A 15,634-nucleotide genomic window follows, 5' to 3' on the forward strand; every position below is an offset into this window, starting at 1 on the left:
AAACCGGAAAATTCAATGGAAAACCGGCTAAAATTGCACAATTTATCAACAATTTTTGATAAAGAAAAAAGTGCGGTCAAAAATAACCGCACTTTTTATCGAATTATAAACCTTTCGGCAAACGAATTTTTTGACCTGGGAAAATCTTATCCGCGTCTTTAATCACTTCTTTGTTCGCTTCAACGATAGCGGTATATTTTGCGCCATTTCCGTAAGCTTTCTCAGCGATTTTCCACAAGGTGTCACCTTTTTGGATTACATAGAATGTTTCATCACTGCCTAAGGTTTCACCGTTATTGATGCTTGCATCGCTCGTTACTGAGTGGATACCTTGAATGTTACCCGCCATTAATACTGCTTTTTCTAGTGCCGCTGCAGTTGATGCCACACCTTGGATATTTGCTACACCATTTTCAACGGTAACAGATAAGTTTTCCACACCTGGATTGTCTTCTGCGATGTGTTGAGTCACTGCTTTAGACGCCTCTTCTTCTTTAGAGAAAACTTTCTTACCTATGTCACTGACAAAATCAAATAAACCCATTTTAAAGTTCCTTTTGTATGTTTGTTTAAGGGAGTATTACGATACTGAAATTCCCTTCAGAAGTCTACAAATCAGAGTGTAAAGCTATGTAAATATTTCAAGAAAACTGATCTAAAATTGACCGCACTTTGATAGAATACGCCGATTTTTAATTTACTCACTGAAAAAGGACAAATTATGCGTTGGGAAGGTCGTAGAGAAAGCTCAAATATTGAAGATAGACGTGGCTCTGGCGGCGGTAACTTCGGTGGCGGAAGAGGGACCGGTGTGCTCGGTATTATCATTCTTTTAGTCGGCGCTTATTATGGTGTGGATCTTTCAGGCTTAGTGGGTACGCCTGATTTTTCAGGACAAAGCTCTCAACAATTAGAAACCCAAGAAGAACAGCAGCTTGCGAGTCTTTCTAAAGTTGTATTAGCAGATACTGAAACCGTTTGGGGACAATATTTCAGACAAATGGGTAAAACTTATAGCGAGCCAACCATGGTACTTTACAATGGTGTAACGCCAACCGCTTGTGGTACGGGTCAATCTGCAATGGGTCCATTCTACTGCCCGAGCGATCGCAAAGTTTACCTTGATTTATCATTCTATAACGAAATGAAAAATAAATTGGGTGCAGCTGGTGATTCAGCCTTTGCTTATGTGATTGCGCACGAAGTCGGTCACCACGTACAAAATATGCTCGGCATTCTGCCGCAAGTGAATCGCGCACAACAAAGCAGCGATCGTAAAACTGCAAATCAACTTTCTGTTCAATTAGAACTTCAAGCTGACTGCTTCGCCGGTGTTTGGGCGAGCCAAGCGGTAAAAAGTGGTTTATTTGAACGCGGTGATGAAGAAAAAGCGTTTAATGCAGCAGAAGCTGTGGGTGATGACCGTTTACAAAAACGCAGCCAAGGTTATGTGGTACCTGATAGTTTCACTCACGGTACATCTGCACAGCGTCTAGAATGGTTCAGAAAAGGCTTACAAAGCGCCAACCCTTCTGTGTGTAATACTTTTAACCAATAAAATCTTTAAGGCTGATTCATGTCAGCCTTTTTTATTTTTGTTCATTTCAGTATAAAAAAAGAGCGGTCAATTTTGACCGCTCTTTTTCTTTATGATGTTAAGCTTACGCGAACTGACGTACTTCGCCGTTACCCGCTACGTTTTCCACACAACGTGGACAAAGTGTCGGATGTTCAGGGTTCACACCGATTTTGTCAGAATAATGCCAGCAACGTGGACATTTTTCACCGTTAGAACGTGCGACGCTTACAGCTATTCCCTCTAACTCGCCCGTAGCTACATCTGCTGGTTTGTCAGCTAATGGTTTCACTTCTGCTTTTGAGGTAATTAACACGAAACGTAATTCATTGCCTAATTGTTCTAACAATGCACGATATTCATCGTTAGCATAAACTGTTACTTCTGCTTCTAAACCACCACCGATCACTTTGTCGTTACGGGCGATTTCTAATACGCGGTTCACTTCTGAACGGATTTTAATGAGCTGTTGCCAGTAAGCATCGTCTAATTTTTCATTCTCTCCTAAGCTAAATAAGCCTTCGTAGAATTCTTCAGTAAAGACAAATTCAGCACGTGGCGTCGCCGTTTGTGGCAAGTAGCCCCAAATTTCATCTGCCGTGAATGACAGGATTGGTGCCATCCAACGAACTAAAGCTTCCGCAATGTGCCATAACGCTGTTTGGCAGCTACGACGCGCAAGGCTGTCTGCTTTGGTGGTATATTGACGGTCTTTGATAATATCAAGGTAGAACGAGCCCATTTCCACAGAACAGAAACGCATTAAACGTTGTACCACCGTGTGGAATTGATAGTTATCGTACGCGTCTTTAATTTCTTTCTGTGCATCTAACGCACAAGCTACCGCCCAACGATCCAAGCTAATCATGTCTTCCGGTTTAACTGCATCACGTTGCGGATCAAAACCATTTAAGTTTGCTAGTAAGAAACGTGCGGTGTTACGAATACGACGATAGCTATCCGCGGCACGTTTTAAGATCTCATCAGAAACGGTCATTTCACCGGTATAGTCGGTAGAAGCGACCCATAAACGTAAAATATCACCACCGAATTTATCCATGACTTCTTGTGGGGTCACGATGTTACCGATAGATTTTGACATCTTACGGCCTTGACCATCAACCGTGAAACCATGCGTTAATACTTGTTTGTATGGTGCTTTGCTGTCTGTTGCCGTAGAAAGCATTAAAGAAGACATAAACCAACCACGGTGTTGGTCAGAACCTTCTAAATACATATCGATATCTTGGCCATTAAATTCTGGACGATTCGCGACAACAGAAGAATAGGTTGATCCTGAATCAAACCATACGTCAAGGGTATCAGGCACTTTGCGATAGGTTTCTGCATCCGCACCTAATAATTCTTTTTCATCTAAATCCCACCATGCTTGAATACCGGCTTTCTCAACACGTTTCGCTACTTCTTCAAGTAACTCTAAAGTACGCGGATGAAGCTCTTCAGTTTCTTTGTGCACGAATAAGGTCATCGGTACGCCCCAAGTACGTTGACGAGAAATACACCAGTCTGGGCGGTTTTCAACCATTTTCTCGATACGTGCTTGACCCCAATCAGGAATCCAACGTACACCTTTGATTTCGCCTAATGCTTGTTGGCGTAAACCTTGTGTTTCCATGCCGATAAACCATTGTGGTGTCGCACGGAAAATAATCGGAGTTTTGTGACGCCAACAGTGTGGGTAACTGTGTTTGATTTTCTCAACTTTTAATAAGTTGCCCACTTCTTGTAATTTTTCAACAACCAATGGATTAGCTTCAAATACACCTTTGCCTGCGAAGAATTCAGTCGTTGAAATAAATTTACCGTCATTAGATACAAGACCCGCCATTGGTAAATTATATTTTTGTCCTACAATAAAGTCGTCTAAGCCGTGGTCTGGCGCGGTATGAACTAAACCTGTACCACCATCAGTGGTCACGTGATCACCTAAAATTACTGGTACAGTGAAATCATAGAACGGATGGTTAAAGCGTAATAACTCAAGTGCTTGACCTTTTACTGAACCTAACACTTCAACGTGTTCTACACCCACCGCTTTCGCCACTGATTCCACTAATTCAGCAGCTAAAATCACACGCTCATCGCCAAGTTGTACTAAGTTGTATTCTAAGTCTGCATTTACCGCAATCGCACGGTTAGATGGCATTGTCCAAGGTGTGGTAGTCCAAATCACTGCTGATAATTTGCCATGGCCTTTGCCTACTGCGTTAAATTTCTCTTCAATTTCAACCGCACTTACAGCAGGGAAACGCACGTAGATAGACGGAGAAACTTTGTCTTCGTATTCCACTTCTGCTTCTGCTAAAGAAGAGCCACAATCCAAACACCAGTGCACCGGTTTTGAACCTTTGTATAAGTGACCATTCGCAATCACTTTACCGAGTGTACGGATGATGTTTGCTTCGGTGTTGAAGTTCATCGTTAAATAAGGATTATCCCAATCGCCTAACACGCCTAAACGGATAAAATCTTTTTTCTGACCTTCTACTTGCTCTGCCGCATATTCACGACATTTTTGACGGAATTCAGCAGCGGTCACTTTCTCATTTGGTTTACCCACCAAACCTTCTACTTTTAATTCAATTGGCAAACCGTGACAGTCCCAACCTGGGATATAAGGCGAATCAAAACCTAACGCCGTTTTAGATTTAATAATAATATCTTTCAGAATTTTATTAACGGCGTGACCGATATGGATGTTACCGTTCGCATATGGAGGGCCATCATGCAAAATAAAGGATTTTTTACCTTTCGTCGCTTGGCGGATTTTTTGATACAACTGTTTGTCATACCAATTTTTTAACATTACAGGCTCGCGTTTGGCTAGATCGCCACGCATTGGGAAACCTGTTTCAGGCAAATTTAACGTGTTTTTGTAATCAACTGTCATGTTATTTTCCAATTTTATATTTCAATATAATTCTATTTTGCAAAAAATGCTTTCGCTGTTTTTACATCCTGTTCAATTTGAGCTTTCAACGCCTCAAAAGAAGGAAATTTTATCTCATCTCGAATCTTATGGCAGAATTCCACTTCGACCATTTGTCCATAAATATTCTTAGAAAAATCAAACAAATGGACTTCTAATAATTGTATCGTACCGTTAATGGTTGGGCGTTTCCCCATGTTGGCGACGCCGTCAAAAATCTCACCTGATTTCAACCGCACTTTCACCGCGTAAACCCCTTTTACTGGGTTCACTTGGCGATGTAAACGAACATTCGCGGTAGGAAAACCAATGGTTCGGCCTAATTTATTGCCGTGGATCACTCGTCCAAAAATACGATAAGGCTTGCCGAGTAAATTTTGCGCATGCTGTAAATCATCTTTAGCCAACGCTTCACGAATAGCGGTGCTACTAATACGCAACTCATCTAAACAGAAGGTGCGGCTGTCTTCTACTTCAAAACCAAACTGCTTTCCGGCTTCTTGCAACATCGCAAAATTGCCTAAACGCTTCGCACCAAATTTGAAATCATCGCCAATGCTGAGAAACTTCACATTTAATTTGCGCACAAGCCAATCTTCAATAAATTGTTCTGCAGGAAGATTAGCAAAAGTGCGGTCAAATTTCGCGACGATGACCACATCCACACCCGCCTGAGCCAAATAATGCAACTTATCTCTTAATCGCATTAAGCGTGCGGGCGCTTTGTCGCCCATAAAATATTCGCGCGGTTGTGGTTCGAAAAGCATCACCGCCATGGGTAAATTCAGCGCATTCGCTTTCTGACGAAGATGACGCAAAATCGCCTGATGCCCCAAATGCACCCCATCAAAATTGCCAATGGTTAATGCGCACCCTGACAAATATGGCTGTGAATTATGAAGCCCACGAATTAATTGCATTACATCTTATTCCAAAAAACGAAAAATAATCGGTGCATTATAGCGGTAACTTAATGTTTTGTCAGTAAATGGTGTTTACGAACACCCAATAGCACCAATACACCTAAATAAACGACCGCAGCCAGTCCGATTAACCAAGCTAACCAATAGATACGCATTAAAAATGTCATGGCTGCCCATTCTTCAATTGATGGGCAGTTATACCAAAGCAAGCCGCCCATGGCTAAGGCTGCACCTAAAACTTTCAGAAAAAAGACCGCACTTTTACGTGAAAAATGGTATACATCCTCTTTAGCTAAACCACGATAAAGCAAATAAGCATTTAAGGTTGCTGACATGGCAGAAGCAATCGCTAAGCCCACATAACTAAATGGAATCGCCAATACGTTAAAGCCCATATTGCTCACCATGGCGATGATCCCGATTTTCACGGGCGTTTTAGTGTCTTGGCGTGCGTAATAGCCATTAGCTAGGATCTTAATCAGCATAAAGCTAAGCAAACCAGCATTGAATGCCCATAAAGAATAAGAGGCTGCGTGCACATCTGTTAAGGTAAAACTGCCACGCATAAACAATACCAGTAACATCGGCTGGGCTAACACGGCAATCCCAATCGCGGCAGGCACACCGAGTAATAAAATCATTCGCACGCCCCAGTCCATGGTATCGCGAAAATCAACCGCACTTTGGGAAGAATTGTCTTCTCGATTCACGTGATGGCGAGCAAGTGTCGGTAAAATCACGGTGGAAATGGCGATACCAAATAGACCAAGTGGAAACTCTAATAGACGATCAGAATAATAAAGCCAACTAATAGATCCCGTCATTAAGAAACTGGCAATGACCGTATCAAGTAGCAAGTTGATTTGACTTACGGAAACCCCGAACAAGGCAGGAATCATCAATCGACGAATTTTGGCTACCCCTTCATCATGCCATGCCCATTTTGGTTTTACGAGCAAGCCGGCTTTTTTCAAGAAAGGGATTTGGAATAAAAATTGTAATAAACCACCTAAGAAGATCCCGATAGCAAGGGCAAGATCAGGATTGTCTAATCTTGGCGCGAGGAAAAGTGCAGTTGCAATCATGGCGATATTGAGTAAAACAGGCGAAAACGACATCACGCCAAATTTGCCTATCGTATTTAAAATCGCGCCTGAAAGTGCCACAAAGGTGACAAACCATAAATAAGGAAAAGTAATTTTTAAGAGTAAAGACGCTTGTTCAAATTTGTGTGCATCGGGCCCGTCATTTAGCCAATCGGTAAACCACCCCATCCCGAAGATCGCCGCCACAACAGGTGAACCTACCATAGCAAGTAAAGTGACAATACTGACTAAACCACCTAGCGTACCCGATACTTTCCCGATAAATTCTCGGGTTTTAGAAAGATCGCCCGATTTTTGATATTCGGCTAATACAGGAACGAAAGCCTGAGAAAATGCGCCTTCCGCAAATAAACGACGTAAAAAGTTTGGGATACGGTTAGCGAATAGAAACACGTCTGCCGCCGCGCCTGCACCGATCAAATGGGCTATAACCACATCACGGACTAAACCTAACACTCGGGACACTAATGTCATCCCACTCACGATAATGCCGGATTTTAAAAGTCGTTTACTCAAAATAGGGGTCTCTTCAAAAAAATTTGCCTTAATTGTATAGAATTTTTGTTTTTACGCTATATTCCAACGAAAAAAACTGATAAAATCCTGCCCACATCGTTTGTGTGAGCCAATAGAAAGCGCTTTTTTTAAATAACGATGCTTACTTTCGGTTGTGTCTCACCGAAATCAACACAAATTATTCATTGACAAAAGTATAAAAAATCGGCATATTCTACGCCCTTATTTTGTCATAATCATCTAACAGAAATTTTAGGAGTTTGACCTTGGCTAATATCAAGTCAGCAAAAAAACGCGCGGTTCAATCTGAAAAACGCCGCCAACACAACGCAAGCCAACGCTCTATGATGCGTACTTACATCAAAAAAGTATATGCTCAAGTAGCAGCAGGTGAAAAAGCAGCAGCTGAAGCAGCATTCGTTGAAATGCAAAAAGTTGTTGACCGTATGGCTTCTAAAGGCTTAATCCACGCTAACAAAGCAGCAAACCACAAAGCTAAATTAGCTGCTCAAATCAAAAAATTAGCGTAATTAAAGCACTAAAACAGCTTAAAAATAAAACCGCACTTTGGTGCGGTTTTTGTTTGTCTTAAACCGTCCTACCACAAACGTCTGATAACAAGCTTGCATTCCCCCCTTTAACCTGTAAACTACCCCACAACTTAAAAATTAATCATAAAATAAACAATAAATGACCAAAAAATCTTTTAAAAAAGCGGATCCAAATTATCAAAAAGAATTAGCCAAATACGGTAATCCGATCCCAAGCAGAGACTACATTCTGCAAATTATCCGTGAAAATAATGCCCCGATGAGTCGGGAAGAAATTCTGACCGCACTTTCAATTAAAAGTGACGAACAACAAGAAGCCATGCGCCGCCGCTTGCGCGCCATGGAGAATGATGGACAATTAGTTTTCACTAAACGTAAACGCTATGCCTTGCCTGAAAAATTAGATTTATTCAAAGGCATGGTCATTGGCCATCGCGAAGGCTATGGCTTTTTACAAATCGAAGGTAAAAAAGAGGAGCTCTTTATTCCTAATCACCAAATGCAACGTGTAATGCATGGTGATTTTGTATTAGCCCAACCTGCTGGCTTAGATCGTCGTGGCCGTCGTGAAGTCCGTATTGTTCGCGTACTTGAAAGTCGCAAAAAACAAATTGTCGGCCGTTTCTTCTTAGAAAATGGTTTTAGCTATGTGGTGCCTGATGACAGTCGTATCGGACGAGATATTTTAGTCCCTAATGAACACCGCAATGGGGCACGAATGGGGCAAGTTGTCGTGGTTGAATTGCAGGAACGCTCTGCATCCTTTACTCAACCAGTTGGCATCATCACCGAAATTCTGGGTGACAATATGGCAAAAGGGATGGAAGTGGAGATCGCCCTTCGTAATCATGACATTCCTCACCAATTCCCAAGTGCGGTCGAAAAATACGTTAAAAAATTCACGGAAGAAGTGCCTGAAGAAGCCAAAAAAGGCCGTGTGGATTTACGCAATCTACCACTGGTTACCATTGATGGCGAAGATGCACGCGATTTTGATGATGCCGTATATTGCGAAAAAAGCGGTAAAGGCTGGAAACTTTGGGTGGCGATTGCCGATGTCAGCTATTATGTGCGTTTGCGTTCTGCACTAGACACTGAAGCTTATAACCGAGGTAACTCCGTTTACTTCCCAAATCGTGTTGTGCCAATGCTACCGGAGATTTTATCAAATGGATTGTGTTCACTGAATCCACAAGTTGATCGCTTGTGTATGGTGTGTGAAATGCACATTTCTGCCAAAGGTAAACTCACGGACTATCGTTTTTATGAAGCGGTGATGAATTCTCATGCACGTTTAACCTATACGAAAGTCGCGGCGATTTTAGACGGCGATGATGAGCTCCGCACCCGTTATCAAGGGCTAGTACCACATTTAGAAGAATTACATCATCTCTATCAAGCGTTACTCAATGCACGGAAACAACGTGGTGCTATCGATTTTGAAACCATTGAAACCAAATTTATTTTCAATGCCATGGGACGAATTGATCGCATTGAACCTGTTGTGCGAAATGATGCTCACAAAATCATTGAAGAATGCATGATTCTTGCAAATATTGCAGCAGCAAACTTTATGGAAAAACATAAAGAGCCTGCACTCTATCGTATTCATGCCACACCGAGTGAAGAAAAACTGACGTCTTTCCGTGCATTCTTAAGTGAATGCGGTTTAAGTCTTGAAGGCGGCATGAAACCGACCACAAAAGATTATGCAAAATTGTTAGAGCAAGTGAAAGATCGCCCAGATCACGAACTCATTCAAACCATGTTGCTCCGTTCATTAAGCCAAGCAGTTTATCATGCGGATAATATCGGTCACTTTGGTTTGGCATTAGAAGAATATGCACACTTCACTTCCCCGATTCGTCGTTATCCAGATTTAACCCTACATCGTGGGATTAAGTATTTATTAGCGAAAGAAAAAGGTGCTAAACGTAAAACGACGGATACTGGCGGCTATCATTATTCTTTTGATGAAATGGATTTGTTAGGCGATCACTGCTCGATGACAGAACGCCGTGCCGATGATGCCACTCGCGAAGTGGCAGATTGGCTGAAATGTGAATATATGCAAGATCACGTGGGCGCTGAATTTAGCGGAGTGATCTCATCTGTAACGGGCTTTGGCTTATTCGTTCGTTTGGATGATTTATTCATTGACGGCTTAGTCCATATTTCCACTTTAGATAACGACTACTATCAATTTGATGCGGCAAAACAACGTTTAATCGGTGAAAATAGTGGTATGATTTATCGACTTGGCGATAAAGTCAAAATTCGCGTGGTCGCCGTTCATTTAGAACAAAAAATGGTGGATTTCAGTTTAGTCGAAAGTGCGAGAAAACCACGTCGTGTGGGAAAAACAGCGAAACAAAAAGCGAAAAAAGTCTTTAAGGAACTGCCACCTAACGCGTCAAAAAAACGTAAAAGTGCGGTTAAAAATAAAGATGTTTCTAAGAAACCGACGAGAAAACGGAAAAAATAATAAATAAGAGAACCCTATGTCAGAAAATATTTATGGTATCCATGCTGTAAACAGCATTTTAGCAAATAGCCCTGAGCGTTTAATTGAAGTATTTGTGCTGAAAGGCCGTGAAGATAAACGCCTACAACCCTTACTTAATGAACTCTATGCTTTAGGCATTGCAGTGCAATTTGTTAATCGTCAAACATTAGATAAAAAATCCAACGGTGAAGTACATCAAGGTGTGATTGCGCGTGTGCAAGAAGCCAAAGAGCTGAATGAACATGATTTGGATGAACTTCTTACTCGTAAACAAAATCCACTTTTATTGGTGCTTGATGGCGTGACAGATCCTCATAACCTGGGTGCCTGTTTACGTACTGCAGATGCTGCCGGCGTGAGCGCTGTTATTGTGCCAAAAGATAAATCCGCTCAACTCACGTCTATTGCACGTAAAGTGGCTTGCGGTGCTGCGGAGACTGTGCCATTAATTCGTGTTACTAACTTAGCGCGTACTTTGCGAGATCTACAACAAAATCATAATATTTGGGTGGTGGGTACAGCTGGCGAAGCAACAGAAACCATTTACCAAAGTAAACTCACGGGTTCTCTAGCCTTGGTGATGGGAGCCGAAGGTGAAGGGATGCGTCGTCTCACGCGTGAACATTGTGATCAACTCATTAGTATTCCAATGGCGGGCTCAGTTTCATCCCTGAATGTTTCCGTTGCGACTGGCGTATGTTTATTTGAAATTGTGAGACAACGTCTTGCCGCCTAAAAATACGTGAAAAAACAACCGCACTTAATATAAAAAATGCCGATAAATCATTATCAGCATTTTTATTATTTTGAAATCGTTTTCCCGAATATCATGGAAAGCACTAAAGTACATAATGCGGGTACAAGCCAGGCAAGCCCTTGTGAATAGAGCGGGAAATGAGTCATGATTTGATGTAAGCCTTCCGGCAAGACATCCAAGTTTTTTAAACTATCAACTAAACTAAAGCAAACCGTCACTAAAATGGTCACGTAATAGCTCAATCGAATAGAAGGCAATTTATTACGCACTAGCTGTAAAACTACTAACATGATCGCCATTGGGTAAATCAACAACAAGGCAGGAATCGTCACTCGGAGTAATTTTGTTAAGCCATATTGTGAAATAATTGTCGTCATGGCAGTGAAGAATACAATCCAAAATGGATAAGAAAAACGCGTCGAAAACTTGGAGAAGTAATCACCACACGCACTGGTTACGCCCACTAATGTGGTTAGACTTGCTAAAGTAATAATACCCGCCATAATCCAGGTTCCCGCCGTGCCAAATAAACTGTTCACATAACGAGAGAAGATTTGGCCGCCATTTGTTGCACCTTGTGCCACCGCATCAGAAGTCGCCCCTAAGTAGAATAAAGCAAAATATAGACAAGCTAATAAAATGACAGATACAAAACCCGCTGAAATCGTATATTGAACAATCTTTTGTGGATTGGTCACATTTTTTGCAGACAACGCCCGTGCAACAATGCCACCAAAGGCAATCGCAGCCAGTACATCCATTGTTTGATAACCACTAATTAATCCTGTGGTTAATGCTGAATTCTCGGCATAGGCCTGCGACGGGGCAACAATGTCAGAAAGAGGTGAAACAAAAACCGTGATCCCAACAACGAGTAATAATACCAACAATGCTGGCGTCATCACTTCACCCACCGTTGAAATAATGGTACTTGGGCGAATCATGAATCCCATGCCGATAATATTAAAGATCACAGAGAAAATAAGACGTGTCGTCGCACTATCTTCAACGAGCCCCAATGGTAACCATGCCATTTCATAAGCGACATTGGTAATTCGAGGCATTGCAGAGGTTGAACCAATGACTAAATAAAGAATGGTTAAGAAGGATACGCCTGCCCACTTGGGTAAGTCCTTAGTCAGTTCTTCACCACGTCCTAATACTGACACAACAACTAATGTAATAAATGGCATGAGTACGCCTGTTATCACAAATCCTAGCGAAGCGGTTGCCCAATGGTTACCTGCGGAGTAACCTCCCATCGGTGGCAAAATAATATTTCCTGCGCCTAAAAATAAAGCAAAAATCATCATACCTAATACGATGATGTCTTTTTTTGAAAACATAAGCATTCTCGAATAAATAAATTTTAAGAATTTTACTATTAAATTGTTTTTTATTCCAAAAATGAAAATAAATTTTGTGAAATAGATCACGAAATCTATCACACTCCGATTAAATCTCACATTATCCAGCGACGCTTTTTCCAAAATCAGTAAATTTGTGATAGTATCTAAGCTTTATTATTTTTTATTAATTTTTTAGGAGAGAATGAATGAATAAACTGAGTTTGATTCAACAAATTCAGCGTTTTTTCAAATTGGAATCAGCTGGCGGAATTTTATTACTTTTTTCAGCGGTAGTTGCAATGTTATTAGCCAATTCATCGCTCAATCAAAGCTATAACGACTTTTTAAACTTACCAGTCAGCATTCAAGTAGGGACTTTTTCTATCGATAAAACCTTAATTCACTGGATTAATGATGGTTTTATGGCGGTATTCTTTGTTTTAGTTGGAATGGAAGTCAAAAGAGAATTATTTGAGGGCTCCCTTTCAAGCTATCAACAAGCGATTTTCCCCGCTATTGCAGCGGTGGGGGGAATGATCATTCCTGCATTAGTTTATGTATTTATCGCCCAACACGATCCTGCTTTAGCCGATGGCTGGGCAATTCCAATGGCAACAGACATTGCCTTTGCACTTGGAATCATGGCGTTATTAAGTAAACAAGTGCCACTCCCACTCAAGATCTTTTTACTTGCTTTAGCCATTATTGATGACTTAGGTGCAATTGTCGTGATTGCACTCTTCTTCTCCCATGGATTAAGCGTGCAAGCACTCGTCTTTGCTGCCATTGCAATTGCTGTACTTATTGCATTAAATCGCTTTAAAGTGACCGCACTTTGTGCCTATATGCTGGTGGGAACAATCTTATGGGCTTCGGTATTAAAATCAGGCGTACATGCCACTCTTGCAGGGGTTATCATCGGATTTTGTATTCCATTGAAAGGCAAAAATGGCGAAACACCATTACACGACTTTGAGCACATTCTTGCCCCTTGGTCATCCTTTGTTATCCTGCCATTATTTGCGTTTGCTAATGCAGGTGTAAGCTTCGATGGCATTGATCTCACCATGCTGACATCACCATTATTGCTCGCGATTTCGCTTGGCTTAATTATCGGAAAACCACTCGGCGTATTTGGTTTCAGTTATCTTTCCGTTAAACTTGGCATTGCAAAACTTCCACAAGGCATCAACTTCAAACAAATTTTTGCCGTGGCAATTTTGTGTGGTATCGGCTTCACCATGTCAATGTTCTTAGCAAGCCTAGCCTTTAATGCTGATGCTGGTGAAAGCATTAACTCCCTTTCTCGATTAGGGATCTTATTAGGCTCCACTGTTTCTGCGATTGTGGGGTATATAGCGTTAAAAGCCACAACAAGGTTACCAAGATAATCACGTCTTAATAAAAAATCCTTTGCCACTTTAGCAAAGGATTTTCTTTTTTATTCAAAAAGTCTTTTGAGCTCTTTCTCGTAAAGATAAATATTCATTGGATTTGTTGGTAACAACGAATCGAGATATTCATTTGCGCGTTTTACATATTTATCATGATTTTTATCATGATTATCAATCACATCAAGTAAAACTTTTGCGCCCTCAAATGCATCAAATTCATTGTAGTAATACCCGACACCTTTTGGTAATAACTTGGAGTTATGAATAAAAGGATAGCCACCATATAACGCATCATTGTAAGCATAATTCAGACCATTTTCCCATTGGTGGCTTAATACTACATCAACATAACGGGTAAGAAAATCAGGCATTTGATAACGCCCTTCTACTGTCATCACATCGTCTTTTACAAGATTAGTTCGACCAATAAAATTAAAAAATGTTGGATTATCTCTTTTGTCGTAAGTATTACACATATAAACATTTTTAATTTTTTCTGGCGCTTCTCTATAAGCCTGCTCTGCAATTAAAATAGGAATAAAACTGGTTTTCACTACATTAATATTTGCTTCAAAAGATGCAATACGTTTTGCTTTTTTCTCAGCATCTGGTTTATAACCAAAAATAAGATTGTGCTGATCCTTGATTCGTTTAATTACTTTATCACAAAATACTGGTGACCAAATTGCAGGCACAACATAAGTAGAACAGCGATACATAATAGAAAAATAAGATTTACAAGTATTTTCATGTTGTGGAATCATCCATACAGCATCAAATAATGTACCATTAAATACTCTGCCCACTTCCTTCTCAAAAAGGAAGTTTTCCACATCCATAATAAAATCATTGCCCATTTTATAACAAACGACTTTACCACCATGCTCATGCATACGGCTAACTTGATGAGGTTCAATAACTAATGTACCTTCAATTAATACATCTAATTGATCAATGACATCTTCAATATAGGCATATTTAAGATTCAATCCATCTAACATAAAACCATCTGGAGGAGTAGTTCGTTTTTCTGGTCCCCAAGAAACAAAAACAACATCTTCCACCATAGATGAATGTTGAAATAGATGAAAAAGATGGATCGCATTTTGATTAGCACCATTTGCCCAAATGTCGGTTACTTTTGACTCTAGATTAAACGTGATCCCAATTTTATATTTACGCATGCTTTTTTCCTTCTTCTATTACCTAAATTATCTAAAAGTATGGCCAAAAATAAAACTGTTTTTCAATAAGTTAAATAATAAAAATCACTCGGATAATTCCTACCCGAGTGATTTATTTAGTTTAGTCGATCATTACCATTGATAACCTACACCGGCACCGACATTGTAATCACCTTGTGTAGTTGCGGCTCCGCTCATTTTGAAGATAACTTTATTGTTATCACTCGCACGGGAGTAACCTACTGCAACGGCACTTTCACCTTTGTAATTACCGACTCCAAGGCCAACCATTGAACCGCCTGGTTTAGTCACTTGTGGAATATTCGCTGCAGCAGTTGCCCCTGCGATACCACCACGAAGTTTCTTATCAGTTTTCTTCAATTCGCTACGAACGGCACCAACAGAACGATCAACATATTGTTTATTCGTCGCATCCGTACCACGAACTGGATCTGCAACATTAGTGATTCGACGTTCATTACCGACCGAACCAACTGAAACGGTATTGGCTTCATTCGCTACAGAGCCTTGACCAATCGCTACTGAGTTATTCGCAGTTGCTTTCGCCCCCTGTCCCACAGCGGTTGAGTTTTTACCTGAAGCTTGAGAGTTATTACCTAATGCAGTGCCATTTTCGCCACTTGCATTTGATCCATAACCAACCGCTGTTGCATCTTTACCTTTCGCTTTCGCACTATCACGTTTGCTGGTGTTATCCGCTGCAAATGCGGTTTTACCATCTTTGCTGATCAAGCCTGAATCTTCAATACGTTTCGCTGAACTTTCTGCTGCTGTTGCAGAAGATGCTGCCGCAGTAGCTGA

General features: G+C 40.8%; 12 protein-coding genes. 5 read left to right on the top strand and 7 right to left on the bottom strand.

All coding sequences use genetic code 11. The annotated features are described in order from the left end of the window. Positions 1-103: 103 nt before the first annotated feature. Positions 104-544, bottom strand: coding sequence for a peptidoglycan-binding protein LysM (lysM, locus tag O3746_RS04175; protein WP_065244619.1), 441 nt, complete (start codon positions 542-544; stop codon positions 104-106). A gap of 177 nt (positions 545-721) precedes the next feature. Here lysM and O3746_RS04180 point away from each other — a divergent pair, with 177 nt between their 5' ends. Continuing rightward, positions 722-1,558, top strand: a complete 837-nt coding sequence (locus O3746_RS04180; protein ID WP_371447860.1) for a neutral zinc metallopeptidase — start codon at positions 722-724, stop codon at positions 1,556-1,558. Positions 1,559-1,661: 103 nt separating this feature from the next. On the opposite strand, the gene ileS is transcribed toward O3746_RS04180, so the two are convergent. From ileS to murJ, 3 genes are read right to left on the bottom strand one after another with little or no spacing between them, the layout of a single operon-like run. Then, positions 1,662-4,487: an isoleucine--tRNA ligase gene (gene ileS / locus O3746_RS04185; protein ID WP_371447861.1), complete on the bottom strand. Its 2,826-nt coding sequence runs from the start codon at positions 4,485-4,487 to the stop codon at positions 1,662-1,664. 32 nt (positions 4,488-4,519) lie between these two features. Continuing rightward, positions 4,520-5,446 carry a bifunctional riboflavin kinase/FAD synthetase gene (ribF, locus tag O3746_RS04190; RefSeq protein ID WP_371447862.1) on the bottom strand — a complete coding sequence of 309 codons (927 nt, stop codon included), beginning with the start codon at positions 5,444-5,446 and terminating at the stop codon, positions 4,520-4,522. A gap of 50 nt (positions 5,447-5,496) precedes the next feature. Continuing rightward, positions 5,497-7,071, bottom strand: coding sequence for a murein biosynthesis integral membrane protein MurJ (gene murJ / locus O3746_RS04195; RefSeq protein WP_371447863.1), 1,575 nt, complete (start codon positions 7,069-7,071; stop codon positions 5,497-5,499). A gap of 266 nt (positions 7,072-7,337) precedes the next feature. Here murJ and rpsT point away from each other — a divergent pair, with 266 nt between their 5' ends. The 3 genes from rpsT to rlmB all read left to right on the top strand — a co-directional run bounded on the left by rpsT (position 7,338) and on the right by rlmB (position 10,864). After that, on the top strand, positions 7,338-7,601 hold the full coding sequence (gene rpsT, locus O3746_RS04200) for a 30S ribosomal protein S20 (RefSeq protein WP_005695217.1): 264 nt from the start codon (positions 7,338-7,340) through the stop codon (positions 7,599-7,601). 160 nt (positions 7,602-7,761) lie between these two features. Next, positions 7,762-10,107: a ribonuclease R gene (gene rnr, locus O3746_RS04205; protein WP_371447864.1), complete on the top strand. Its 2,346-nt coding sequence runs from the start codon at positions 7,762-7,764 to the stop codon at positions 10,105-10,107. Between the two features lie 16 nt (positions 10,108-10,123). Then, entirely contained in the window at positions 10,124-10,864 is a 741-nt protein-coding gene (rlmB, locus tag O3746_RS04210; protein ID WP_005698098.1) for a 23S rRNA (guanosine(2251)-2'-O)-methyltransferase RlmB, read from the top strand. A gap of 65 nt (positions 10,865-10,929) precedes the next feature. Here rlmB and brnQ read toward each other — a convergent pair whose 3' ends face one another. Further along, on the bottom strand, positions 10,930-12,231 hold the full coding sequence (gene brnQ, locus O3746_RS04215; RefSeq protein WP_371447865.1) for a branched-chain amino acid transport system II carrier protein: 1,302 nt from the start codon (positions 12,229-12,231) through the stop codon (positions 10,930-10,932). Positions 12,232-12,440: 209 nt separating this feature from the next. On the opposite strand from brnQ, the gene nhaA reads away from it, so the two are divergent. Beyond that, entirely contained in the window at positions 12,441-13,625 is a 1,185-nt protein-coding gene (gene nhaA, locus O3746_RS04220; protein ID WP_371447866.1) for a Na+/H+ antiporter NhaA, read from the top strand. 50 nt (positions 13,626-13,675) lie between these two features. On the opposite strand, the gene O3746_RS04225 is transcribed toward nhaA, so the two are convergent. Continuing rightward, positions 13,676-14,812, bottom strand: coding sequence for a DUF2827 family protein (locus O3746_RS04225; RefSeq protein ID WP_371447867.1), 1,137 nt, complete (start codon positions 14,810-14,812; stop codon positions 13,676-13,678). Between the two features lie 132 nt (positions 14,813-14,944). Further along, positions 14,945-15,634, bottom strand: a 690-nt coding sequence (locus O3746_RS04230; protein ID WP_371447868.1) for a YadA family autotransporter adhesin, incomplete at its 5' end; no start/stop codon positions are given.

Origin of the sequence: Haemophilus sp. 27098_8_127, from assembly GCF_041433495.1 — a bacterium.
Lineage (GTDB): Bacteria > Pseudomonadota > Gammaproteobacteria > Enterobacterales > Pasteurellaceae > Haemophilus_D.

Bases quoted from the DNA above. Each gene is read 5' to 3' on its own strand.
- rnr (WP_371447864.1), top strand. From the start codon at position 7,762: ATGACCAAAAAATCTTTTAAAAAAGCGGATCCAAATTATCAAAAAGAA.
- lysM (WP_065244619.1), bottom strand. From the start codon at position 544: ATGGGTTTATTTGATTTTGTCAGTGACATAGGTAAGAAAGTTTTCTCT.
- rlmB (WP_005698098.1), top strand. From the start codon at position 10,124: ATGTCAGAAAATATTTATGGTATCCATGCTGTAAACAGCATTTTAGCA.
- O3746_RS04225 (WP_371447867.1), bottom strand. From the start codon at position 14,812: ATGCGTAAATATAAAATTGGGATCACGTTTAATCTAGAGTCAAAAGTA.
- ileS (WP_371447861.1), bottom strand. From the start codon at position 4,487: ATGACAGTTGATTACAAAAACACGTTAAATTTGCCTGAAACAGGTTTC.
- nhaA (WP_371447866.1), top strand. From the start codon at position 12,441: ATGAATAAACTGAGTTTGATTCAACAAATTCAGCGTTTTTTCAAATTG.
- O3746_RS04180 (WP_371447860.1), top strand. From the start codon at position 722: ATGCGTTGGGAAGGTCGTAGAGAAAGCTCAAATATTGAAGATAGACGT.
- brnQ (WP_371447865.1), bottom strand. From the start codon at position 12,231: ATGTTTTCAAAAAAAGACATCATCGTATTAGGTATGATGATTTTTGCT.
- ribF (WP_371447862.1), bottom strand. From the start codon at position 5,446: ATGCAATTAATTCGTGGGCTTCATAATTCACAGCCATATTTGTCAGGG.